The organism is Psychrosphaera haliotis, assembly GCF_009728465.1.
Taxonomy (GTDB): Bacteria; Pseudomonadota; Gammaproteobacteria; order Enterobacterales; family Alteromonadaceae; genus Psychrosphaera; species Psychrosphaera haliotis.
Genome location: NZ_WOCD01000001.1, coordinates 588980 through 613647, shown reverse-complemented (window position 1 = coordinate 613647; position 24668 = coordinate 588980). Strand labels below are relative to the sequence as shown.

The following is a 24668-nucleotide window of genomic DNA, read 5'->3' as shown; positions in this document are numbered from 1 at the left end:
TATGGACATTCATATATTCAAAAAAATAAAGCTGTTAAGTGCTTCTATTTTCTACTCAATGTTAATTGGGTTTTCAGCTTTTGGCGATGATATTGAGATTTATTATGGTATTTCAGACCAAAATAAAACCGTTAACCCAAACGTAATTTTTGTTTTTGATACCTCTGGCAGTATGGCTCGAACTGACGGTACCCAAACGAGTCGTATGTTCAAGTCTAGAGAAGCACTTAAGCAGGCAATTAATAATATTAGCGACGTCAATGTTTCGCTTATGCGCTTTTCGTCCAAGGGTGGACCTGTGTTAATGAAAGCCGAAGACATTGATAAAAGCTCTGATGAAAATGTGATCGTAAGAACAATTTTTGGCAATAACGATTTCGCAGTGACGGCTCAAAACCAAGATATTATCAGCCAATTTTCTGTGGCTGGGTTAACAGCACCTAATCAAAATAGACGACATGCCATGAGATTTGTTGATATGAAAATTCCTCGATACGCGATAATTGAGAGTGCCCATATTACCTATTTCTCGGCAGGAAACGAAAATATAAATAACTCACTGACGTTCAAATATGTAGGCTCTACCGCTAATAATCCCGGCCCATTTGAGAACGGAGAGGACTTCAGTGATTTATTTTATAATAATTACGATGACGATGATGGTTTAGCTTTGACAGCAACCAGTTGTAATAATAACGGAGCGGTATGCTGGAATCAGCCTGAATGGGATGACTCACTATTGCCAGTAAATAGCATTGATATATCTGAAGTAGTACAAAAAATTGTAGACCAAAGCAATTGGAATGCAGGCGATCCAATGGTTATATTTGGTGAGGCTTCAATAGCAACCAATGATTTAGCGTACAGAGTGCGAAGCCATTCTGTGGCAGCAAATGACTCGACAAGAAGAATGTCGCCTCAACTGCGAGTTCGTTACTCCATGCCATTTTTATCTGTATTTCCAAATAATTATACGATAAGAGATAAATTTGTCAGTTTGTTGGAGGAGTTTGTGGCAGAAGGTGGAACTCCTGTTGTAGACACAATGTTTGAAGCCTTTCTTTATATCAACGGCAAAGGTGTGGATTTAGGGGCAACACGTGGCGGAACTACTGGTTTAGTGTCACTTTTAACTCGCACAAGCCACCCAGATACTTATTCAGGCTCTACTAGAACCATACCTAACGGTTGCGATCCAGAAAAACTGACGGATAGGGATTGTCGTTTTATGTCTTTAGACTCGCCAGGTAGCGCAATTTATAATACGCCCGTTGATCCAGATATTGGGCAATGCCAAGCAAACTATATAGTATTGTTTAGTGATGGTGCGGCCAATGCCACTACGCAAGCATCTTCAATTTCAACGGCGATAGGCAGTAATTGTAATGGTGAAGCTTGTGCTGAAGCACTTGCCACTTATATGGCAACTAAACCGAGTGACAGAGGCGTTAATAATAACGACGCACAAATATTTACCTATACAGTTGGTTTTGAGTCGTCAGGCTTTAACAGTACTTATCTTGAAAATCTAGCTCAAGCCGGCTCAGGAACGTTTTACTCGGGTAATACTATCAATGAATTGGCTGACGCTTTTAGCTCTATTTTAATTGAAGCTAAAAAAGGCGCTAGTACCTTTGTTGCACCAGGTATTTCTGTTAACCAATTTAATCGATTAACGCATTCCAATGATATTTATTACGCGTTATTTGATCCTAAAAGCACAGAATACTGGCCAGGAAATCTAAAAAAATACAAGCTAATTGATAGTGTTGTTCTCGACAATACAAGTACAGCCGCAATTGCCAGTGATGGCTTTTTCAAAGACTCAGCGCATGACTGGTGGGCGACATCAGCAAGCTTAACTGGTCCTTTTGTAGGTAGGGGCGGAGCAGCATCCCGTCAAGCTACTCCTAGAAAGGTCTACAGTAATATGGCTAATTCAACATCGCCTTTTGTGGACGGTGATACTCGCTTAACTAAATCAAAATTAGCTATTACCGGCAAGCCAAACTCCAATGACCTTCGATTGTCTATGGTTGACTGGATAAGGGGTTACGATGCCACTGACAGAGATGGTGACGGAGTGACAAATGAGCCTCGTCATCAAATGGCGGATCCGTTGCACTCAGAGCCGCTATTTTTCCAGTACGAAAATGAGTCTTCTGTTTTTATCGGTACCAATGAGGGTTATTTGCTTTCAATTGATGCTGATAGCGGAGAAGAAAACTGGGCATTTATACCAGAAGACCTGTTGCCAAATTTATATAACTATTACGAAGATGATAACGTTTTTAATTCACGAACCTACGGTATGGATGGGGCGATCAATGCTTGGACGGAAGACGGTAAGAATTACATTATCGTTGGTCAACGCCGAGGCGGTCGAAATTATTATGTGTTAGATGTTACATCTCGTACCCAGCCTGTATTCAAATATATGATTGAGGGTGGCGAAGGCGACTATGAAGACCTTGGCCAATCGTGGTCAAAACCAACCATCACTAAAATCAAAGTAAACGGAACTGAAAAGCGTGTGTTTGTTATTGGTGGTGGTTACGATACAAACCAAGATAGCAATATCTTTAGAGACCAAGATGATGTTGGTACATCAGTTTTTATTGTCGACGTATCGGACGGCTCTTTGATCGCAGAGATAAAAGAGGGTGGCAATCATGATGTTAATGGAATGGATTATAGTATTCCTTCTCGTGTAGCGGTGATAGACAGAGATTTTGATGGGTTTATGGACCACATGTATTTTGCTGATATGGGTGGAAATTTATTCAGAGTTGATGTTTATAATGACGAGTCATTAAGCAATATGTTTAAGGGTGAAAAGATATATACCACCTCTTTAAATCTTTCTAGAAGTAAAAATAGACGTTTTTATTACGCACCTGATGTTGCAGAAATTGTACATCAGCAAGAGCATTATTATGCTGTTAGTATTGGCTCTGGTTATCGAGCTCATCCTTTAAATGAGGATATAGATGATTCTGTACTTATGATTAAAGACAAAGGTGTTTTCGCTCCTGATGAAGATGGTGAGTATACGTTCCCCAATATTGGCAATATAGCCCAGTTAAGTGCGAGTACGCCTTCTGTGGATGATATTTCATCTTATGATGGATATGAATTTAACTTAACTCGAGGTGAAAAGGTAATCACGGGCGTAACCGTTATTAACAGTAAGCTTATTTTCACAACGTACGACCCTAGCACAGCCGGTTTAATAGAAAACAGCTGTTCTGCGGCACAGGGTGGCGGTCGACTTTATATTATCGACTTACTAGATGGTAGTGCGATTCAAGATAATGATGGTGATGGTGACGTTGATTACGAAGATACATTTATAACATTAGATAAATCAGGTATTCCAGCTGAGCCAAGACTCATAATCACCGATCCTGAAGCTCCTACAATTTGTATCGGTACAGAGTGTGCTGATACCGTTATTTCTGACGATGATCAAAATGACGAGTTCAAACGATTTACTTCTTCAATTTCCGGCTTACGCAGTCGTTTAAATCAAGTATTTACCAACTCATGGTCAACTGACATTGAACCGACTACCAAGGACGATAACTAAACATGTCTTGTAATAAAAATCGCGGGTTTACCCTTATTGAAATGCTAGTCACGCTGGCTATTATTGGTATTCTAGCTTCGGTTATATACCCGAGTTATACACGTTACGTTGTGAGCTCTTATAGGGCTCAAGCGCAAGCAGATATGTTAGAGTTTGCTACGGCAATGGAAAAGCACAAAGCAACAACTTTTAGCTATAAAGGGGCTGCTGGCAGTAAAAGCTCACCATCAGACACAGGAGAGCCGTGGGTATTTGTTGGACATTCGCCAGCGGATGGAGCTGCTGCTGACAGGAGGTACACCCTGACAATTGAAGCGGTAGCAAACAATGGGCGTTCTTATGAAATTAAAGCAACACCAAAGCATACAGGCTCAAGTGACCCAATGGCTGACGGTATGATGAGTATCTTTTCTGATGGGCGCAAAGCCTATGATGCCGACAAAGATGGTGCTTATGCCGCTGATGAATATTGTTGGAGCTGTTAGTAAATGAAGGCGAGTAATGTAAAAGGTTTTACGTTAATCGAAGCTTTAGTGACGTTAGCTTTATTTGCGATAATTACAACTTCTGTTGCACCTTCAGTAAGCAACTTCTTTACTCGCAATAAAGTGGCTGCAATTGTTAATAATCATAGTTCAGCGCTTCAGCTAGCTAGGCACACCGCCATATCACAGAATGTGTTTGTTGTTCTTTGCCCCACCAAAGACATGCAAACTTGTGACGCCGATTGGAATCAAACAAAAATGATTTTTGTAGATGAAAACGCTGATAATAGTTTGGATGCGAATGAAGAGATTATTGGCAGTGCGGATATGGTAAAAGGTTTTACGATTAAATCGACTCAAAATTTAATCAGGTTTGCGCCTGTTAGCACCGCTCAAACGGTAAATACAACAATTAGGATTTGCCCAACAGAAGACTCTAGTTTGCATTCAAGAGCACTCGTCCTATCAAATGTTGGCCGAGTCAGGATTGTTCGTGACCCGGCACAAATAGACTGCTCTGCCTAACGTGTTAAAACGTTAACAGAGCCTCTATCGACTAATCATATATTGTTGGTATTGCTTTACGCTTGTGCTGTGTTGAATTAAAGATAGAGACTAGCTTACTTTCTACATCCTGATCAATTTCCTTACCCTCTAGAAAATCATCAATGTTGTCGTAGCTCAAACCTAACGCATCTTCGTCTTTTTTACCTGGTGCTAGTTCTTCCAAATCAGCAGTTGGTGCTTTTTCAACTAATACCTTAGGCGCACCTAAATAGGCAGCAAGGCTTCGCACTTGACGCTTACACAAACCAAATAATGGAATTAAGTCGCAAGCTCCATCGCCCCATTTAGTATAAAACCCCGTGATATTTTCAGCAGAATGATCGGTTCCTAATACTAAACCACCCAACAAACCGGCGATTTCATATTGAGCAACCATTCGAGCTCTAGCTTTAACATTCCCTTTTACAAAATCTACTTTAGCTGTCGTTAAATCAGAGCGGAGGCTTTCCGGCAATACCGACATAACCTCGTTATGAATGCCATCAACGCCGTCCTTTACGTTTACCGTTACAATTTCACTTGGTTTTATGAAATTTAAGGCAAGCTGTGCTTCATCTTCATCGGCTTGAACATCATAAGGCAGGCGAACGGCAATAAATTTATGAACTAAACCGGTTTCCTCAGTTAAAGATTCAACAGCTAACTGCGCTAAGCGCCCTAGAGTTGAAGAGTCAACGCCGCCACTAATACCGAGTACTAAGGTTTTTGATCCTGACGATTTTAATGTGCTTTTAATAAAATTGACTCGTCTTGCAACTTCAAAGGAAGGGTCAATATCAGGCAGTACCTTCATTTCTTCACGAATTTCATTGGCATTCATAGATTTAAAACTTCTCATGTTTGTCTGGTACTAGTATTCTATGATAATTGAAGTTAAGCCACTAGTTGAAAACTTAAAATTGCGAGTAAGATATGAAAAAAGTCACAGCCATCATTAAACCTTTTAAATTAGATGATGTAAGAGAAGCTTTATCTGACCTTGGTGTAAATGGTATGACAGTGTCGGAAGTTAAAGGATTTGGCCGTCAAAAGGGTCACACTGAATTATATCGTGGTGCCGAATATATGGTGGATTTCCTGCCAAAAATGAAAATTGAGATAGTAGTGTCGGAAGATATGCTAGATCAAGTCGTTGATTCAATTTTAGAAACCGCGCAAACTGGCAAAATAGGTGATGGCAAAATATTTGTCGAACCAGTAGAAAGAGTTATTCGAATTAGAACCGGTGAAGAAAACGACGCCGCAATCTAATACAGTGTAATTTTATACACTAGAATTTAAGACAGTCTAAACTAATACACTAGAATTTAAGACAGTCTAATTTTGATTGCTTGATTTAGATAGAAGCGCTTAATAATGTCACTTAAATCGCTTTCAAAAAAACAAAAAGCCCAGCTATAAACTGGGCTTCGCTATATTTAAACAATACAATCTAGGGAGGAAATTCTACTGTTCAATTAGCTTGTTTTGGCCAATGCTGATTTTTCTTGGCTTTAATGCTTCTGGTACTTCACGCTCTAAGTTTACGTGCAGTAAACCATGTTCCATGGAGGCATCGATTACTTTAATATAATCGCCCAACTGAAATCTACGTTCAAAATTTCGCTCAGCAATGCCTTGATACAGGTAATTCTTATTTTCTTTTTCTTCGGCTTTTACACCTTTAACAATAAGACTATTGTTCTCAGATTCTATTTCTAATTCTGACTCAACAAATCCGGCAACAGCCATTGTAATTCTATATTTGTCGTCTGAAATAGATTCAATATTGTATGGAGGGTATCCGCTATTTTTGTCGCCACGATTAGCAGCATCTAATTTAGAAGCTAGTTGGTCAAACCCAATAAATGAACGGTATAGTGGTGATAGATCGATATTTCTCATGTGTCTTATCCTTTCTTATTAAGCAATAAGTAAATTAATGAAAACGACTTTTCAAAATGAACAAGTCGGTGAGCTTGGTGACCCAAATGGCGTCTATTTCAAGCTCACTACATATGTAAGGACGGACTGGTTTTTTTCAAGTAAATAAATTAAAAATAATAATAAGTGTTTGTTTTACAATTATTAAATAATTTAAATATCGTTTTATAAATTGTCGCTCTTCTTAGCTTGTTCTTCTGTAACACCCGCTAGTGACTCTTCAGAGTCATCCATTTGCTGTTCAGAGATACTCCTTAAAGCTTCAAGCGCGGCATCGTAATTTGGTTGTTCAGATAATTCACTCACAACCTCTTTATAGACGATTTTGTCATCAGGACTAATAACAAAGATAGCTCTAGCTAACAGCCCCATGTCTTTAATTAATAAACCGTAATTCATGCCAAAGTCGCGCCAGACAGAATCTGACAATGTCATTAACTTATCAATTTTCTCTGCTTGGCAAAATCGCTTTTGAGCAAAAGGTAAATCTGCGCTTATGGTTAACATCACCACGTCTTGCGGTAAGTTTTCGACCTCATCGTTAAAACGTTTTGTTTGGATACTACATACACCTGTATCTAAACTTGGTACAGTGCTAATTAATAAAGGCTTTCCTGCAAAATCAGCTTTAGTTTTGAGAGAGAACTTGTCATTCACTACTCTAAAGTCTGGGGCTGTATCGCCTAGTTCAATTTGGTTACCTAGCAAAGCAACAGATTTTCCATTTGCTTTTACTATGTCGTAATTAACAGGCAGGTTTTTTTGGATGTCATACGCTAAGCTTAATGTAGACATGAATAACAATGAAGTGACTAACACTTTCTTCATAAAAATTTACCAACTTAATGAGAAATAAAATAATTTACTAGATACTATTGTTAACTAACTGCTATAGTTTTTCTAGAAACATTTTATGATTATTTATCGGTACTTATAATTGTTAGATAACGGATAGAAATATAACTATGAAAACGTCGGTAGTCATATGTGACGACTCAAATCTTGCCAGGAAACAAATGGCACGTTCTTTACCAGATGATTGGGAAGTAGAAATTACTTTTGCAGTCAACGGTGAAGACGCACTGGACAAGCTAAGAAAGGGCATAGGTAATGTGCTTTTTCTAGATTTGAATATGCCTATACTAGATGGTTACGGTGTACTAGAAGCTATTAAAGCTGAAAGTTTACCTGTACTTACAATAGTTGTATCGGGCGACATTCAAGCTGAAGCTCACGAGCGAGTTAAGGCATTAGGTGCGCTAGATTTCATAAAGAAACCGATAGATAAAGAAAAGTTACAAGACCTGTTAACCAAATATGGCGTTAATAGCGAGTCTGACCTGACAAAACGTGGTGAGTCTCTAGATACCATGTTAGATGAAGAAATGAGAGACGTTCTTCAAGAAGTAACCAACGTTGCCATGGGTCAAGCCGGTAGTTTGTTAGCAGAGGTTCTTAAGGTTTTTGTCCGTTTACCTATCCCCAATGTAAATGTGCTGGAAGTGAGTGAACTGTCCATGGCTTTGCAGTCAGTGGAGTCAAACTCTACCACCTCAGGTGTTTGCCAAGGTTTTATCAGCGGCGGAGTTGCGGGTGAAGCGCTTCTTATTTTAGGTGATTCAGGCTTCCAAGATATTGCGAAGTTAATGAACTACGAAGGTCAAATTAACGAACGCATAGAACTTGAGCTGTTAATGGATATCGCTAATATTCTTATAGGTTCGGTTTTAAAAGGCTTGTCAGAGCAACTCGACTTAAACTTTAGTCAAGGGCATCCCGTTGTTCTAGGTCAACATTGCAATGTGTCCGAGCTTATTTATACCAATTCAACACATTGGAAAAAAACATTAACGGTAGAAATTAGTTACGGTTTAGAAGGGTTAGACGTTACTTGCGACTTGCTACTTCTGTTTACCGAAGACTCAATTCCTACTTTACGTAATAAACTCAACTTTTTATTTGACGATTAATCATGAGTGATCAAAGCCAAGCTGCACAAATCGAAGTATCAGAAATTCATTGGTTAATGGACATGTTCCAGTCGGTGGATGTTGGATTGGTCGTACTAGATGATCAATATCGCATTCAAGTATGGAACGGCTTTATGGAGAACCACAGCGGTCGTTCGCCATACGATGTTCGTAATCAGTCATTGTTCCAAACCTTTCCTGAGTTGGATGAAACTTGGTTAAGACAGAAGACGGATCCGGTTTTTGTATTAAAAAATCGAGCGTTTACTATTTGGGAACAAACACCACATATTTTTAAATTTAAAAATTATCGTCCTATTACCAGTGTTGCGCATTTTATGTATCAAAATGCCACGTTTATACCGTTAACAAATACAATGGGCGCAGTAACGCATATTTGTATCATCATTTATGATGTGACCGATGTTGCGGTATCAAAACTAGAACTCGAAGAAGTAAATACTGAACTCAAACGTTTAAGCCAAACCGACAGATTGACGAACTTGAACAACCGCGGTTTCTGGGAAGAGTGTTTAAAAAAAGAGTTCCAGCGCCAACGACGTACTAAAAATACTAGCTCGTTATTAATATTCGACATTGATCACTTTAAACATGTAAATGACAATTATGGTCATGCGGCGGGTGATGAAGCAATACTGCATTTAGCTAAGTTGCTCAAACAAAACCTTCGTGAAACTGATATTGGCGGTCGATACGGTGGTGAAGAGTTTGCAGTAATATTGCCAGAGACAGACGCTCGCCACGCGGCTATTTTTGCAGAACGCGTTAGACGCTCAGTAGAAGCTGCATCAGTAATGTTTAATGAAGTTGAAATTAAGTTCACTGTTAGTTTAGGTATTGCAGAGTTTCATCACGACTTTAACTCTCACCAGAAGTGGATAGAAGCGGCCGATAGCGCACTTTATGTCGCTAAAAGTAATGGCAGAAATCAGGTGCGAGCGTACCGGCACCAAGCATAACTTTATAGTTATACTAAGCAAAAAAAAGGTCACGTTAAGTGACCTTTTTTGTTTATATGACCGTTACGTAAATAACCTATTGTTCATTTATTAACGGTCAGCACTTTGAAATAACTACTTCTGGTGACGTTTCTTCAATACATCAATAACGTCATTCAGTGACAAGTCACTCGCTTGCAGCAATACCAACAAGTGATATAACAAGTCAGCACTTTCGTTTTTCAATTCTTCTAAGTCTTTTACTGTTGCCGCTAGCGCTGTCTCAACACCTTCTTCACCAACTTTTTGCGCTATGCGTTTAATACCGCTAGCGTACAATGAAGCTGTATAAGAGGAGTCTGCATCCGCACCTTTACGACTTGCAATAACGCGCTCTAAGTCAGCAATAAAGCTAACCGATGATGCAGCGTCAGGCGTGCTCCAACAGCTCTCTGTGCCAGTGTGGCAGGTTGGGCCATTAGCATTAGCAAGAACAATAATACTGTCGAAATCACAATCTATATGAACGCTAACTAGCGATAATGTATTATTTGAGGTTTCACCTTTAGTCCAAAGGCGCTCTTTACTGCGACTATAAAAGGTAACTAGCCCTTTTTCGAAAGTTGCCTCTAATGCAGCTTGGTTCATATAACCCTGCATCAGTATTTTACCGCTGGTGGCGTCTTGAACAATCGCTGGTACTAAGTTGTCCATTTTTTGCCAAGCAACCTTGGCGATATTTTCCATTGTAATTTTCATACTACTTACCTAAGTCTTATGCGTTGATTTGTTTAAGTACAAAATCAACCGCTTCGTCTACCATTAGCAACTCTTTGTCACCAGTATGACGATTTTTATATTCAATTTGATTGTTGTCTAAGTTACGTTCGCCAATAACAATTTGATGAGGGATGCCCATTAGCTCCATGTCGTTAAACATAACACCAGGACGCTCTTTACGATCATCAAATAATACTTCTACACCAGCAGTTTTCAGCTTTTCATAAACAGCTTCTGCAATTGGTGGAATGCGATGTGACTTGTGCATGTTCATAGGCACAATAGCAACGCTAAATGGTGCTAAAGCCGCTGGCCACTTAATGCCATACTTGTCATGGTTTTGCTCAATGGCAGCGGCAACAATACGAGTAATACCAATGCCGTAACAACCCATTTCTAACACTTGATGTTTACCAGTCTCAGTTAACACACCTGCATTCATAGCTGTTGAATACTTTGAGCCCAATTGGAATATATGACCTACTTCAATGCCACGTTTAATGGTTAGCGTTCCATTTCCACAAGGACTCTTATCGCCTTCAACAACGTTACGTATATCAGCAACATCAGCTAACTCAACATCACGATTCCAGTTAACACCAAAGTAATGTTTGTCTTCTTGGTTTGCGCCTACTGCGAAGTCAGAGGTAACAGCTGCGGTTTTATCTGCAATTACTGGAATAGGACTGTTTACCGGACCTAAAGAGCCTGGACCTGCACCCATAACGCTTAGGATTTGTTCTTCAGTAGCCATTGTTAACGGCTCAGCAACTTGCGGTAAGTTCTCAGCTTTAATTTCGTTTAACTCATGATCACCACGAATAACCAAAGCAACAAACTCACTGTCCACTTCATCAGAAGCTTTTACAATGAGCGTTTTAAGGGTGTTTTCAATAGCAACGTCAAAACCTTCAACAAGCGCAGCGATGGTTTTTGTATTTGGCGTATCTACTAATGTCATTTCTTTAGTAGGAGCATCAGCAGACTCTTTGTCTACTAAAGCCTCGGCTTTTTCTATGTTAGCGGCATATTGGCTGCCCGTTGAAAACGCAATAGCGTCTTCACCTGATTCAGCTAAAACATGAAACTCATGTGACGCGTCACCACCGATACTGCCAGTGTCAGCGAGAACCGGACGATAATCTAAACCTAAGCGCTCAAAGATATTACAATATGCTTTGTGCATACGGTCGTAAGTCTGTTGTAAACAGTCTTGGCTTAGGTGAAATGAATATGCATCTTTCATGATGAATTCACGAGAACGCATCACACCAAAACGAGGGCGAACTTCGTCACGGAATTTTGTTTGAATTTGGTATAGGTTTAGAGGCAGCTGTTTGTAGCTGTTAATTTCTTTGCGAACAAATTCAGTGATAACTTCTTCGTGAGTTGGACCCAGAGCAAAGTCTCTATTATGACGGTCTTTAATGCGAAGCAGTTCTGGACCATACTCTTGCCAGCGACCAGACTCTTCCCATAAGTCAGCAGGCTGAACAACAGGCATTAGCATTTCAATTGCGCCAGCGCTTTCAAGCTCTTCACGTACTACTTGTTCTACTTTTCTAACCACTTTTAAGCCAGTTGGTAACCAAGTATACAATCCAGATGCTAACTTGCGGATCATGCCGGCGCGTAGCATCAACTGATGGCTGATAACTTCTGCGTCTGACGGCGTTTCTTTTAATGTTGCGATAATATAATCACTAGTGCGCATTGGATTTTGCTCTCGTATTAAATTTACTTATTTAGTTGCCACAAAAATGGGCTAGAATGGCCAAGGATTCTAGCAATCAAATGCATTTGATTAAATAAGAAATACAAAATAAAAGGTGAATTAATGGTTGTATGCGAGCTTAAGTTTATTTGTCAGCAAGATTTGCCACTTGAGCAAGCTCAAATTGTGATCACGGAGTTGCTAGATGAGCTCAGATACAACGGTCAAATTATAGGACGTGAATTTGCTTTAACATTAAATAATGACGAATTTGTTTGTCATTTAGTTTGCCCAGAAACAGACTCAATGGACTCAAAGTATTACACGGTGGATATTGTTGAGATTTTACAAGAGCTCCAAGAGATAGGAATTGCTGGTCCATTTACCGAAGTTAAAGGACTAGAAAGCCAATCAGACTTTACCGATCAATGCTCAAAGCCAAAAGGCTACATTCTATATTCAACCTTTGTTCAGTCTTGCTCGCCTATCAGGTGCAGTGAACACTTTATGCCAATTCCATTATACAAATTACCAGAGGTTGTTAGACGCCCTTTAATTAAGTGGCAAGAGAGCCAAGCAGCGTGCGATCAGTTGCAAATGAATGAGATGACTGAGATAGAAGCCATGATGGTTGAACAGCTTTCTAACCCAAGCAGTCAACTTTTAACGCAAGGCCGGTCAATACTTGACGATATCCAAACGGTAACTGGGCAGCCAGCGTATCAATATCTTTATCGTGTAGGCGGTGAAAGTTTAGAAAGTGAAAAAAACAGACGTTGCCCAAGCTGTGGTGATGCTTGGGCGATAGGTGAATCTTGGCAAGAAAATAAACCTAGCTCGGAAAACAATTCGTGGTCGGAAAGCAAAACGCCGCTATTTGGTTTGTTCGATTTTAAATGTGATAACTGCCAAGTCTTATCCAACATTAGTTGGGATTGGCAGTAGCAGTAGCCAAAAGGACTATTAAACTAACTGTGTATTAGTTTTGCTAATTGTGTGACAGAACTCGATTTGTAATACCTGTTTTGTCACGCCCACCAATGGTTATTAGTGAATTATTCACTTTAATAATCGTTTTCAAATCGGCAATAGCATTACTGCTTTCTTTAATGCTCCAGCTTCGTTTATTGGCATGATAAACCCAGATTTCACTATTTGGTTCAACAAGTTTTCCGTTACTAGTCTTACCATTCACATCATATTGTTGCTCTGCTCCACCTACAAAAGTGATTGAGGCTTGGTCAACGTCGCTAAAAGCCGCCATTCTAAATTTACCTTTTTCACCTGGGTGCACCCAGTCTACCCAGCTTATTTTAGTTGGGTCAAAAGGACTAATCTCGCCTAAAATACAAGACTGCTTTATTTTCATAACGGCGGAACTTGCAATCTGAGCAACTCTCTCCATGCCATCGCATACTAAAATTTGATTATCAATGATGCCGCCAGCATGGCCAAAGCGACCGTTGCCCAATAAAGGACTCGCTTGAAACCACTCATTCTTTAAAGTATCAAATACTTGTACTAAATTAACGGCGCCGTCTTTATGCCAACCTGAAATAACGTAAATGTAGCGGTCTTGATAAGCGAGCATCAATGTATCGTCAACCGGTACAGGCATGTCAGCTAACTGTTGATATGTATCTGACGTAATATCATAATTGTAAAAGTCAGTTATATTTTGTCTATTAGGGTTAAGCTTTGGCTGAGCAACGGTATTAGTGCTATAGCCACCTAATATATAAACTTTATTTTCCAAAACAACAGAGCTAGAAGCAAAGCGACCTTTTTGTTTTTGTTCTGTAGGCACTGCGGTTATTTCTTGCCAAAACTCTTCGCTACTTTTCTCTTTTGGAGAGTTGCCGTCTATTAATTCGTTTTTAGTCAAATCAGTGTTAGTTAAATCATTCTTAGTTAAATCCGTATTAGCTGAATCAGCACTATGGTCATTTGAACTGTCTTTATCACTGGTTAATGAGTTACTGCTTTTATTGCCGAGGATTGTCACTTCTGCTATTGGAATTCTGGTCTTGGGTGCTGCTTTTTCTATTTCTAATGTGGACTTATTTATTTTGAGTTTCCAAGCTTGACTAGAAACATCTAATTTATTGTCTAATTGCGTTAAGCCCATAAAGGTTAGTATGTTCAGGTACTCACCATCATCTATAACAGCGGTAGTATTGGCGCTCGTTGCAATAGGGAGACTAGGTAATATTAATTTGTTTGGCTTTGTTATCTGACTTTTAGCATTTTCAACGGCAAAAACGCTTAATGAAAACAATCCAAACAGCAGACCTAAAACAATGGTTCGAGCAGAAGATTGGCTATTAAATTGGTTCAACATTAAGTACCTCACACTTTTTATCTGTTACTTGCCACGTAATATTAAACTCTTCTAAAGCAATACCATACACTTTTGTATCCGGTTTATTTTGTTTATAAGATGGCCTTGGATCCTGCTTCAAAACATCACCTATCAATGTGATGAACTCTACGCCAATATTTAAACATTCAATTGAGTTATTAGCGGTCTTACTAAAAAAGACGTCAAGTTGAGCTTCTGGGGCGTCATTTGCCATTTCTGATGTGGCATTAACGACAGAGTCGGAGTAGGGAATGTAAGGCTTTATATCAATAATAGGTGTGTTGTTAACCAGATCAACCCCTTCCACTTCAATAACAATCTGGTTATCTACTTGTTTGACAGATATAAGATTGACCACGGACATACCAATGCCATTAGGCCTAAAAGTGGAACGGGTAGCAAAAACGCCAACTTTCTCATTTCCGCCCAACCTAGGTGGGCGAACGCTAGGCTTCCAGCCTTTATCTAAATTTTGATCAAATAAGAACAGTAGCCAAATGTGCGAATGTCTCTCAAGACCTTTCACTGCCTGCATTGAATTAAAATTAGTAGTTAAAGTGACAACCCCTTTTGCTTTGCACAAATTAGGCTGACGAGGGATGCCAAACTTTTCATTAAAAGGCGTTTTAATATGCGCAATAGGTTCAATTGTGTGATTACTGTTCAAGTACACCCCCAATATCTGTAAATACAACTAAAACTAACAATAAGTTGGTTTAATGTGGTTAAATGTTAAAGAAATCGGTAATAACTCCGATAATAAAGAAGTGTTTTACGCAATAATGTTACTTAGACGTTCCGTAATATAACTTCTATATTCATAATAACAAAAAGAAAGAATACGAGTCTTATGTTTAAAATTTTATTTAGACCTGCCACATCGTTTATGAATCAGTTGCGCTTTGGGCATAAGTTTACCCTGATCGTGATCCTGTTTTTATTCCCCTTATTATTTTGGCAAACAAATATGTCAGTTTGGTTAAAGCAGAAATTGTTCATGGTGAAAGTGAACTTCAGGCCGTAGATTATATAAAGCAAATTGATCTTCAGCAAAAAGAGTTAATCAAAGTTATCGCCAGTGATCTGCATTGGCGTTCGGGGCAAACAATACCTCGCGCTCAAACCAGTCGAATTCAAGAGTATGTTGATCAACTTGATAAGTTGCTTGTTGCGGACATGTTTAATGAAGATAGTTTTGACCAAGTTAAAGCTCTGGTAAAAGAGACAAAAAATACTATTCTTGAGAAGACCGGCACTATAGGTTCTGCAGTGTGGCGATCGCCTACGGATAAAATGACTCACTTGATGTCAATTTTGGACCAGTTTAATAATTTATATCCTTTGGTGGCAAACCTAAAAGGGCTGACTAACGATCCTGATATAGATACAGTTTTATTAACTCGTCTTATTATTGAAAAAAGACAAAATGCGTTGAAGCAATTGTTGTCGGGTTATGGCATGGCAATGTACGCAATTGGTGAGCCTCAAGTTTCATCAGCAACCTTTGACAGCTTAAGCCTGGCGTCAGATGAACTCGCCGCGGAACTCTCAAAAATAGCGGAACTAAATAGTTTAGTTAGTGGCCAAGACGAGATGCTTCGCTCATTAGTAGCTAAAGATACAGAAGCTATGACTGTCGTTCTTGACGATGCACTTATGTACCTTGAAGAGCAATTTTTGATTGCAGATGAAATTACCTTAACGAAGGCTGACTTTGAAAATCATTTAGACGCTGAACTGTCTAAAATCTATAAAAGCAAAACGGGCTTATTTACAGAATTTGAATCAAGACTGAATGCTCGCGTAGATAAAAATACTCAAGATTTCTATATTTTAGTAGCGCTTGTAGTTGTTGCATTGTTATTGGTTGTTTATCTGTTTGTGGGTATGAGTTTATCTATATCAAATACCACAAGAAGTTTAACAAGAGTAGCTACAAAGTTAGCTGAGGGCGATACTACTGTTTCAGCTAAAGTCCGTACTAAAGACGAATTAGCAGAAGCTATAACAGCCTTTAACAAAATGGCTAAAAATGTACATCAGCTAGTAGATGCAGTGCAAGAGGCGTCGTTTGGTGTTACTAATCAAGCTCAATCAGTTGAAGAGTTAGCGCACCAAACCGGGCAGGCTGTTGCTTCTCAGTTAGGTGATACAGAGTCAATTACTTCTTCTATTGAGTCTTTGATAGCAGCGGTTTCAGTGGTTTCAGAAAACAGTCAAACTGTTGTTCACTCGTTAAACAGTGCTACAGAACAAACGGAACAAGGCCGTTCAACGTTGGCTGATGCACGACATGCGACAGATGAGCTTGGTCGAGAAATTAAACACTCAGTGCAAGTCATTAACCAGTTATCACAACAAAGTGAAAGCATTAATGACGTATTAGCCGTTATCAAAGGCATTGCCGAGCAAACTAACTTACTAGCCTTAAACGCAGCGATAGAGGCGGCAAGAGCGGGTGAGCAGGGTAGAGGCTTTGCAGTTGTTGCTGATGAAGTTCGTGGTTTAGCGAAACGTACGCAAGATTCAACGGAAGAAATTCAAAGTACAATTCACAGCTTGCAAAGCGGCGTTCAAAACGCAGTACAAGCAATGACTCGCTCAGATGAGCAGGCATTAAAAACCATTGAAGAGTCAGCAAAACTAGAGACTGCACTTGATCATATTAGCTTGTCGGTTAAGCAAATTAGTGAGCAAAACGTTGCAACGGAAGAAGCGACACAGACTCAGCAAGTTATCGCTAAAGAAATTGAACAAAGCTTGTCGTCTATTAGTGAGATATCTAAGGTGACAGACCAAAACGTGAAAGACTCAATAGCTGCAACAAATAGCTTAGGGAAGTTTGTCGCGAAATTGGAATCAATGCTAGAGAAGTTTAAGACTTAAAGAATTAGTTAAAGATTAAAGTCGAGAATTGATAGGCCAGTGAATTGATAGGCCAGTGAATTGATAGGTCAGTAAATTAGTTGCTTAAAAATGGTAACTCAATGAGCTGGCCTTTTTCTTTTGTCAGTAATAGCGCTGAACCCTGTTCATACCAATCACCCACAACCATGCGTTTTTTGCTATTTTCTAGGTTATGAATTTTTGGACGATGTGTGTGTCCATGAACTAACCATTCACAGCCGTATTCATTTACAACACGATCTACTTCACGTTGTGCAACATCCATTATTTCTAATGACTTGTGCTTTTGGCTTTCTTTGCTTTTTTCACGGATATCTTCCGCTAGTTTTTTGCGCCTTTTAAGAGGCATGAGCAAAATCAATTTTTGCCACCACCAACTGCGACTGCGCTTTCTAAATGCTTGATAGTCTATGTCGTCTAAACATAACTGATCACCATGCATAAGTAGCACGGAGTGGCCGTAAAGCGTTGTTTTATAGTTCTCAGGAAGTATCGTCATACCACTTTGGAAAGCGAACTTCTTACCAACCAAAAAATCTCTATTACCATGACAAAAATAAACAGGCGTAGATGTGCTGAAGTGTTTAATAGCTTGGCTAATAGATAAATTAAAAGCACTCTTGTCATCGTCACCCACCCAAGTTTCAAAAAGATCACCTAAGATGTACAAGGCATCATGTTGACCTGAGTTGCTTTCCAAAAATGAAAAAAAACATTGAGTAATATCTGGACGAGACGGACATAAATGTAAATCCGCGATAACAAGAGTACTAGACATAATAATTTAGTTAGCTAAGCCGTTAAGCTACGCTATTAAGCAACCGTTGCTTTTTCAATGATGATGTCTTCACGAGGAACGTCTTGGTGCATACCGTAACGGCCTGTAGATACCGCAGAGATTTTATCAACCACGTCCATGCCTTCAACAACTTTAGCAAATACACAATATCCCCAACCTTGAGAGCTTTCGCTTGTGAAGTTAAGGAAACCGTTGTCAGCACTGTTGATGAAAAACTGAGAAGACGCTGAATGCGGGTCCATCGTTCTTGCCATTGCTAATGTACCGCGGTCGTTTTTAACACCGTTGTTTGCTTCGTTTTGAATAGGAGCGTTGCCGTCTTTTTCTTCCATGCCAGGTTCCATACCGCCGCCTTGAACCATGAAGCCAGGAATAACACGGTGAAAAATAACACCGTCATAAAAACCTGATTTAACGTAATTTAAAAAGTTTTCTGTTGTCACTGGCGCTTCTTCAGTGAAAAGTTCGATTTTGATTTCGCCAAAATTAGTAGTTAAAACAACCATGTTGAATCCTATAGTGTAGTTAAATAAGAAGGCAGTTATTACACTGCCCATTTGCCGCGCATTGTATCGAATTTTTGACTTGAAGACCTTAAATTATTCATACAAGTCTTCAGGACAAGGTTTACCAAGGCAGTTGTTCGCCATTGCTGTGCCAGAACCCGCCCGTATTCTCTAAGTTAAGCTCATCAATACGCGCCAATAAACCTTCCGCAGCTTCTTCTGGTGTTATATGACCACCAAAGTTAACCATACGAGTTTGCACATAACCAGGGTGTAATAGAGCAACGGCAATACCATCGTCTTTTAAATCTAATGATAGTGACTTACCAAAGGCGTTAAGTGCCGCTTTTGATGCTCGGTAGCCATAACGTCCGCCGGATTCATTATCGGCAATAGAACCCATTCGGCTGGTAATTAATGCTACTTTACTACCTTCAGACATGTTTGGTAGTAAGGCTTCTGTTACCATTAACGGTGCCAATGTGTTTATTTCAAACTGATCACGAATAGAGTCATAGTCAATTTCACCGAGCTTTTCATCTTGCAAAAGGCCAGCGTTGTTAATCAATAAATCAACTTTTGTATCGCCGAGTATTTTTTTAACTTGCTGTAGGTGCTCTGGCTCAGTCACATCTATGCCACTAATAACCATACCTGCGATAGCTTCAAGTTCGTCCGAGTCTGAACGACAAACGCCAATAATCTCCCAACCCTGCTGAGATAGTTGGGTTGCCATTGCTAAACCAATTCCACGATTTGCACCAGTAATCACTGCTGTTTTCATAATATGTCCTTTAACAAGTTAAATTGAACTGCATAATTTTAAATTACTGTTAATTGTGGGTGCTCTATCCTTGTTTTTCAACGAGGTAACTCAAATTAAGGCAGTGAAAAAATAAGTCGTTTATACTAACTTCGCAAACGGGTAGAATATGCGCCCGATATTAAGACACAATTATTTAACGGAGTTGCTCGTGGCAATAAACTGGTTCCCTGGACACATGCATAAAGCTCGCAAAGAAATTGCCGAGATCATGCCTCAGGTAGACGTAATTATCGAAATTCTAGATGCCCGAATTCCGTTTTCGAGTGAAAACCCTTTAGTGCCTGCATTACGTGGCGACACACCGGTACTTAAAGTTCTCAATAAATCAGATTTAGCAGATCCTGCGCAAACTGAAATTTGGTTACAACATTTTAAAGCTCAGCGTGGCATCGATGCCATTGCCGTGACTCAACATGACCCGAAGTCTGTTAAAGACTTACTTAATGTTATCTCGGACATGGTGCCGCACAGAGTAAGTCAAGATAAGCTACTTAGAGCATTAATCTGCGGTATCCCTAATGTTGGCAAATCAACCACAATTAATATATTGGCTGATCGAATCATTGCTAAAACAGGTAATGAAGCCGGTGTAACTAAAGCTCAACAACGTATACGCTTAGATAACAATATTGTTTTACATGATACTCCTGGGTTCTTGTGGCCAAAACTAGAACCAGAAGATTGTGGTTACCGACTGGCTATTACTGGCGGTATAAAAGACACAGTGACGGAAAAAGAAGACATTGCTTATTACGCCGTTGAGTACTTGCTAGAACATTACCCAGAGTTGCTGGTGGAACGTTATCAATTAAAAGACTTACCAGAGCAGCCTATCGACGTGATGGATGCTATTGCTCGCCAAAGGGCATGTATAAGAAAAGGTGGCATAGCCGACTTATACAAGGTGTCAGAAATAATACTGAATGAATACCGTTCAGGCACGCTTGGCCGTATTACTTTAGAAACAGTTGAACAAGCTGAAGAAGCAAAAATCATTATTGCTGAAAAAGAAGCCGAACGAGCTGCTAAAGCGGAAGAAGAAGACGGTAAGAAAAAGAAACGTCGTCGCAGAAAGTAATTTGTAAATACAGGGTAGTAAAGGAAGCAACATGAACAAAACAAGTTTAATTAAAGTACGCGGGTTTCACTTAGACATTTATCAGCATGTGAATAATGCTCGTTACCTAGAGTTTTTAGAAGAAGCTCGTTGGCAGTATCTAGAAGACAGCGGCGACATTGAGTACTTTACTTCTCTAGGTTATGCCTGGGCTATTGTGAATATCAATATTAACTATCGCGCTAGTGCTTATATGGGCGACACATTAGAGCTAACGACTGCGTTGTCGAAGATTGGCAATAAAAGTGCAGTGTTCCATCAAGTGATCACCAAAGCAGGCACTGACAAAGTTGTAGTAGATGCAGACATTACGTTTGTTGTGATGGATCAAAAAACAGGTAAAGCAGTAGAAATCACAGGCGACCTTTTAGAAAGAATGAAGTTACATACTCAAGACTAAAATTATAATTATAGAGTGAAAGGGGATTTTTATGGCGGCTGTAAAATTAACAAATGAGCAGTTAGAGCAAGAATTAACAGATATCAATGCGCCATTAGAAGCTGAAAAGCAATGGCAAATTGTTGATGGCAAGCTACATAAAGAGTTTGTATTTAAAAACTTTATTCAAGCTTTTGGTTTTATGACTCAAGTCGCTATTCATGCTGAGAAGTTGATTCACCACCCAGAATGGTCAAACGTTTGGAACAAAGTGGTAATTGACTTAGTCACTCACGATGTAGACGGCATTAGTGATTTAGATATTAAAATGATCAAGCGCATGGAGAAGCTTGTTTAATAGAACTTAGTGAGCTTGGTTAATTAAGCCAGATCAATTAGCAAAAAAAAGCCCGAGTACATGATGCCCGGGCTTTTTGTTGAATACGGCAAATTTAATACGGCAACTTTAATACGGCTACAACCCAGCAAAAAAGGCCACTAAGCCTATAGCACCGCCAAATACACCACCCCAAACAACTAACCAGCCTAGGTGACTTTTAATCATCTCTTGAACTAAATCTTTAACCATTTTAGGTGTCAGCTCGTTTAGGCGTTGTTGAACAATGTTATCTACTTTTGTTCTAATATCTTCAACATTCGCAGAGCTACTAAGCTGTGATTTTAACTTTTCAGAAAACTCATCAGACGCCGCTATTTCTGAAATAGACTGTTTAAGGTTTTCTTCAAATGGGGCTTTTAATGGTGCTAATGCGTCAGTGCCACCAAACATGCTTAACATGCCACCAAAGGAGCTTTGCTGGATAGTCTGAACTAGGGAATCAAAGGCCGATGACATATCTGTCTCTTTGATTAGAGGCTCTAAATCAAAATGGTGAGCGTCGCCTGTTGGTTCAGTTAGAAATTTGTCTAAATTTTCTTGAGTAAAAAACTGAGACATAATTAGGTGGTGAATAGCAGACTTAAATTCTACAAACTTTAATTGAACAATACCGGTCCCATATAAACCCGGTACCTTTTCAAATAGCATGTGAACGGCAATCCAGTTAGTTAATGCGCCAGATAACGCAAACAACGACATATAAAAAAGCCAATCAATATTGAGGCCAAACCCTGCAATACAGCCTAGTGCCGCAATAACATTAGTAACCAAACTCTTGTTCAAAATAATTCTCCTATAAAAGTGACGCGTCATTATATGACAAGTCACCGTTATATGGATAAATTAAATGACTTCAAGCGGCATCATCTTTTTCAATAACAAAATCGACCAAATTGTCCTCTGATTCGTCTGAGTGAGATTCGGACTGCAACTCACTCTTCAGCTTTTTTGAGTCACCAGCTTCATCAACTAAATCAGTTTGGTTTTCAGCATTAGCGCTTGCTTTAGGCTTTGGCTTTTTTGCTGCTGGTTTCTTTTTAGCTTGAAGGGCGATAAGCACCTCTTCACGTTGTTTAGCTAAGTAGATACTTAGTTCTTCGGCTTGTTGATCGTCAACTTTTACACCGCTTTGCTGCAATAGTTCAAACATGTCATCTGCCATGTCTAACATTTTGTCATATTCATCAGCAGCACGTTTGTCGGTAAAAGTCATGACGTCTTGTTCCTTATTGCTTTTGTCGGTTCGTATAACGACATACCTAGTTTCAACAGCCATTGCTATCTCCTGTAAATCTAGCCTATGGAAAATTAATAATCACTTACTGTTTAAATATACAGTAAAGATTCGATCTGTAAAGTATAAAAATAAAAAAAGCCAATAGACGTCTATTGGCTCGTTTAAATATCAAGGACAAATTTAAAATCAATGAAGCAATCTAGTCTTCACTGTGCCTTCAATAAGCTTTAATTCGTCAAATGCGGTATTACTGTCATCGGTTTCGACATCAATGACCACATAACCAATTTTTTCATCGGTTTGTAAATACTGTGCAGCAATGTTGATATTGTGTTTAGCAAAAGCTTCATTGATCTTAGTTAACACACCAGGTTGGTTTTTATGAATATGTAATATTCGGCTGCGACCCGTGTGCTCTGGAAGTGAAACCTCAGGTACATTTACTGCGCTCAGTGTTGAGCCGTTGTCTGAGTATTTTGCTAATTTTCCAGCCACTTCAATGCCAATGTTTTCTTGTGCTTCTTGAGTCGAACCACCCACATGAGGCGTAAGTATTACGTTATCTAAACCTCTTAACGGTGAGATAAACTCTTCATCATTGGATTTTGGCTCAACAGGGAAAACATCAATAGCCGCGCCGCCAATATGCTTGCTTTTTAATGCGTCGGTTAACGCATTTAAATCAACAACCGTTCCGCGAGAGGCATTTATTAATATTGCGCCTTGCTTCATTTTGCTAAGTTGTTTTTCACCCATCATATTTTGCGTTGATGCGGTTTCAGGTACATGCAAACTAATGACGTCAGAAGTACTAAGTAGCTTGTCTAAGCTGGCTACTTGGCTAGCGTTCCCTAAGGTTAGTTTATTTTCTATGTCAAAGAACTGAACGCGCATACCAATGTTTTCAGCCATGATGCCTAATTGCGTACCAATATGACCATAACCAATGATACCTAGTGTTTTGCCTCGAGCTTCAAAAGAGCCAATAGCCGACTTTTGCCAAACGCCTCGATGAGCATTTGCGCTTTTTTCAGGTATGCCACGAATAAGAAGTAGTATTTCACCAAGCACTAACTCGGCCACTGAGCGAGTATTGGAAAAAGGGGCGTTAAATACCGCGATGCCTTTTTCTTTCGCCGCAACCAAGTCAACTTGATTGGTCCCAATGCAGAAGCAACCCACAGCAATGAGTTTTTGCGCATGCTTAAGTACGTTGGCATTTAAGTCTGTACGAGAGCGGATACCAATGAAGTGAACGTCTTTAATTTTTTCAATTAACTCGTTTTCAGGCAATGACGTTTTTAGTGTTTCAATATTGTTATAACCCTGCGCTTTTAACGTCTCGACAGAGCTAGGGTGAAGACCTTCTAACAACAAAATTTTGATTTTATGCTTGGCCAGCGAAATATTTTCCATTCTAGGAATCCAATTTTTAGAGGTTCAAATTACAGTTGATGCGCTTTAATTAGAATTAATACTCTATTTTTTAGCGTTTCTCAACCCCATTCTTCCCACCGATAACTACATGGTCTGCGCCTCGATGTGCGAAACAGGCCGTTAGTGACCACACCAACGATATTATTAAGTTGTTCTTCTAGTTTTCTAGGCTCAGCAATTTTCATATCAAAAACATCAAGAATGACGTTGCCGTTATCCGTGATAACACCTTCACGGTAAACTGGGCTGCCACCTAGTTTTACTATTTCACGGGCAACATAGCTGCGGGCCATTGGAATAACTTCAACGGGTAATGGAAACTCACCTAAATGTCGAACCAACTTAGACTCATCAACAATACAGACGAACTTTTTAGCAACCGCTGCAACAATTTTTTCACGAGTTAAGGCTGCGCCACCACCTTTAATCATGGCGTTATCGGCATTAATTTCATCAGCGCCATCAACATACAAATCAAAATCAGCAACGTTATTTAAATCAAACACTTCAATGCCATGTTGTTTTAAGCGTTCAGTTGACGCTTCAGAACTAGAAACCGCACCAATAATGTTGTGTTTTATTGTTGCTAAGCCGTCAATAAAGTAATTAACAGTAGAGCCCGTACCAACACCAACTACGGTATCAGCTTGTACATAATCTAAAGCAGCAAGCGCTGCGGCTTTTTTCATTTCATCTTGATTCATGGCTTTC

The 24668-nt window shown here is 39.4% G+C and carries 24 protein-coding genes and 1 pseudogene; 11 read left to right on the top strand and 14 right to left on the bottom strand.

Annotated features, from left to right (window positions below):
• The first annotated feature begins 1 nt into the window (after position 1).
• The 3 genes from GNP35_RS02735 to GNP35_RS02725 are packed head-to-tail and all read left to right on the top strand — an operon-like array spanning position 2 to position 4599.
• Positions 2–3589, top strand: a complete 3588-nt coding sequence (locus GNP35_RS02735; protein ID WP_155694292.1) for a PilC/PilY family type IV pilus protein — start codon at positions 2–4, stop codon at positions 3587–3589.
• A gap of 2 nt (positions 3590–3591) precedes the next feature.
• Positions 3592–4074 carry a type IV pilin protein gene (locus tag GNP35_RS02730; RefSeq protein WP_155694290.1) on the top strand — a complete coding sequence of 161 codons (483 nt, stop codon included), beginning with the start codon at positions 3592–3594 and terminating at the stop codon, positions 4072–4074.
• 3 nt (positions 4075–4077) lie between these two features.
• Entirely contained in the window at positions 4078–4599 is a 522-nt protein-coding gene (locus tag GNP35_RS02725; protein ID WP_155694288.1) for a GspH/FimT family pseudopilin, read from the top strand.
• 31 nt (positions 4600–4630) lie between these two features.
• Here the strand turns inward: GNP35_RS02725 and nadE are convergent, their stop codons facing one another.
• Complete coding sequence (nadE, locus tag GNP35_RS02720; RefSeq protein WP_155694608.1) at positions 4631–5461, bottom strand: ammonia-dependent NAD(+) synthetase; 831 nt, start codon at positions 5459–5461, stop codon at positions 4631–4633.
• A 92-nt stretch (positions 5462–5553) separates the two neighbouring features.
• On the opposite strand from nadE, the gene GNP35_RS02715 reads away from it, so the two are divergent.
• The gene (locus tag GNP35_RS02715; protein ID WP_155694286.1) at positions 5554–5892 is read left to right on the top strand and encodes a P-II family nitrogen regulator; all 339 of its coding nucleotides are present in this window, start codon (positions 5554–5556) and stop codon (positions 5890–5892) included.
• A gap of 195 nt (positions 5893–6087) precedes the next feature.
• Here the strand turns inward: GNP35_RS02715 and GNP35_RS02710 are convergent, their stop codons facing one another.
• A complete protein-coding gene (locus tag GNP35_RS02710) occupies positions 6088–6525 on the bottom strand; it encodes an Hsp20 family protein (protein WP_155694284.1) in 438 nt (145 codons plus the stop codon).
• A 204-nt stretch (positions 6526–6729) separates the two neighbouring features.
• Positions 6730–7392, bottom strand: coding sequence for a thiol peroxidase (tpx, locus tag GNP35_RS02705; protein ID WP_155694282.1), 663 nt, complete (start codon positions 7390–7392; stop codon positions 6730–6732).
• Between the two features lie 137 nt (positions 7393–7529).
• Here tpx and GNP35_RS02700 point away from each other — a divergent pair, with 137 nt between their 5' ends.
• Together GNP35_RS02700 and GNP35_RS02695 are read left to right on the top strand one after the other, a co-directional pair.
• Positions 7530–8534 (top strand): response regulator, encoded by a 1005-nt coding sequence (locus GNP35_RS02700; RefSeq protein WP_155694280.1) that lies wholly within the window; start codon positions 7530–7532, stop codon positions 8532–8534.
• A 2-nt stretch (positions 8535–8536) separates the two neighbouring features.
• A complete protein-coding gene (locus GNP35_RS02695; protein ID WP_155694278.1) occupies positions 8537–9514 on the top strand; it encodes a sensor domain-containing diguanylate cyclase in 978 nt (325 codons plus the stop codon).
• A 114-nt stretch (positions 9515–9628) separates the two neighbouring features.
• On the opposite strand, the gene hisIE is transcribed toward GNP35_RS02695, so the two are convergent.
• On the bottom strand, positions 9629–10252 hold the full coding sequence (gene hisIE / locus GNP35_RS02690) for a bifunctional phosphoribosyl-AMP cyclohydrolase/phosphoribosyl-ATP diphosphatase HisIE (RefSeq protein ID WP_155694276.1): 624 nt from the start codon (positions 10250–10252) through the stop codon (positions 9629–9631).
• A 16-nt stretch (positions 10253–10268) separates the two neighbouring features.
• Complete coding sequence (locus tag GNP35_RS02685) at positions 10269–11987, bottom strand: proline--tRNA ligase (RefSeq protein ID WP_155694274.1); 1719 nt, start codon at positions 11985–11987, stop codon at positions 10269–10271.
• 123 nt (positions 11988–12110) lie between these two features.
• Between GNP35_RS02685 and GNP35_RS02680 the strand changes: the two genes are divergently transcribed.
• Positions 12111–12932 (top strand): DUF2310 family Zn-ribbon-containing protein, encoded by an 822-nt coding sequence (locus GNP35_RS02680; protein WP_155694272.1) that lies wholly within the window; start codon positions 12111–12113, stop codon positions 12930–12932.
• A 43-nt stretch (positions 12933–12975) separates the two neighbouring features.
• On the opposite strand, the gene GNP35_RS02675 is transcribed toward GNP35_RS02680, so the two are convergent.
• Both GNP35_RS02675 and tsaA read right to left on the bottom strand, forming a co-directional pair.
• Positions 12976–14328, bottom strand: a complete 1353-nt coding sequence (locus GNP35_RS02675; protein ID WP_155694270.1) for a hypothetical protein — start codon at positions 14326–14328, stop codon at positions 12976–12978.
• Positions 14312–15016 (bottom strand): tRNA (N6-threonylcarbamoyladenosine(37)-N6)-methyltransferase TrmO, encoded by a 705-nt coding sequence (gene tsaA, locus GNP35_RS02670; protein ID WP_155694268.1) that lies wholly within the window; start codon positions 15014–15016, stop codon positions 14312–14314. Before tsaA ends, GNP35_RS02675 begins: the two co-directional genes overlap by 17 nt.
• A gap of 308 nt (positions 15017–15324) precedes the next feature.
• On the opposite strand from tsaA, the gene GNP35_RS02665 reads away from it, so the two are divergent.
• Positions 15325–17235, top strand: coding sequence for a methyl-accepting chemotaxis protein (locus GNP35_RS02665; RefSeq protein ID WP_155694266.1), 1911 nt, complete (start codon positions 15325–15327; stop codon positions 17233–17235).
• 76 nt (positions 17236–17311) lie between these two features.
• Here GNP35_RS02665 and GNP35_RS02660 read toward each other — a convergent pair whose 3' ends face one another.
• From GNP35_RS02660 to GNP35_RS02650, 3 genes are all read right to left on the bottom strand, one after another.
• Positions 17312–18034, bottom strand: a complete 723-nt coding sequence (locus GNP35_RS02660; protein WP_155694264.1) for a UDP-2,3-diacylglucosamine diphosphatase — start codon at positions 18032–18034, stop codon at positions 17312–17314.
• 35 nt (positions 18035–18069) lie between these two features.
• Positions 18070–18561 carry a peptidylprolyl isomerase gene (locus tag GNP35_RS02655; protein ID WP_155694262.1) on the bottom strand — a complete coding sequence of 164 codons (492 nt, stop codon included), beginning with the start codon at positions 18559–18561 and terminating at the stop codon, positions 18070–18072.
• A gap of 121 nt (positions 18562–18682) precedes the next feature.
• Complete coding sequence (locus GNP35_RS02650; RefSeq protein ID WP_155694260.1) at positions 18683–19345, bottom strand: SDR family oxidoreductase; 663 nt, start codon at positions 19343–19345, stop codon at positions 18683–18685.
• A gap of 190 nt (positions 19346–19535) precedes the next feature.
• Here GNP35_RS02650 and ylqF point away from each other — a divergent pair, with 190 nt between their 5' ends.
• The 3 genes from ylqF to GNP35_RS02635 are packed head-to-tail and all read left to right on the top strand — an operon-like array spanning position 19536 to position 21241.
• Positions 19536–20465, top strand: coding sequence for a ribosome biogenesis GTPase YlqF (gene ylqF, locus GNP35_RS02645; protein WP_330997673.1), 930 nt, complete (start codon positions 19536–19538; stop codon positions 20463–20465).
• Positions 20466–20496: 31 nt separating this feature from the next.
• Positions 20497–20904: an acyl-CoA thioesterase gene (locus GNP35_RS02640; RefSeq protein WP_155694256.1), complete on the top strand. Its 408-nt coding sequence runs from the start codon at positions 20497–20499 to the stop codon at positions 20902–20904.
• A gap of 31 nt (positions 20905–20935) precedes the next feature.
• Complete coding sequence (locus GNP35_RS02635) at positions 20936–21241, top strand: 4a-hydroxytetrahydrobiopterin dehydratase (protein WP_155694254.1); 306 nt, start codon at positions 20936–20938, stop codon at positions 21239–21241.
• Between the two features lie 117 nt (positions 21242–21358).
• Here GNP35_RS02635 and GNP35_RS02630 read toward each other — a convergent pair whose 3' ends face one another.
• The 4 genes and pseudogenes from GNP35_RS02630 to rpiA all read right to left on the bottom strand — a co-directional run bounded on the left by GNP35_RS02630 (position 21359) and on the right by rpiA (position 24661).
• On the bottom strand, positions 21359–22066 hold the full coding sequence (locus GNP35_RS02630) for a DUF445 domain-containing protein (RefSeq protein ID WP_155694252.1): 708 nt from the start codon (positions 22064–22066) through the stop codon (positions 21359–21361).
• A 70-nt stretch (positions 22067–22136) separates the two neighbouring features.
• Positions 22137–22559 carry a YebG family protein gene (locus GNP35_RS02625; protein WP_155694250.1) on the bottom strand — a complete coding sequence of 141 codons (423 nt, stop codon included), beginning with the start codon at positions 22557–22559 and terminating at the stop codon, positions 22137–22139.
• Between the two features lie 147 nt (positions 22560–22706).
• Positions 22707–23936, bottom strand: coding sequence for a phosphoglycerate dehydrogenase (serA, locus tag GNP35_RS02620; protein WP_155694248.1), 1230 nt, complete (start codon positions 23934–23936; stop codon positions 22707–22709).
• Positions 23937–24006: 70 nt separating this feature from the next.
• Positions 24007–24661 (bottom strand): annotated as a pseudogene (gene rpiA / locus GNP35_RS02615) (ribose-5-phosphate isomerase RpiA).
• Positions 24662–24668: the final 7 nt, after the last annotated feature.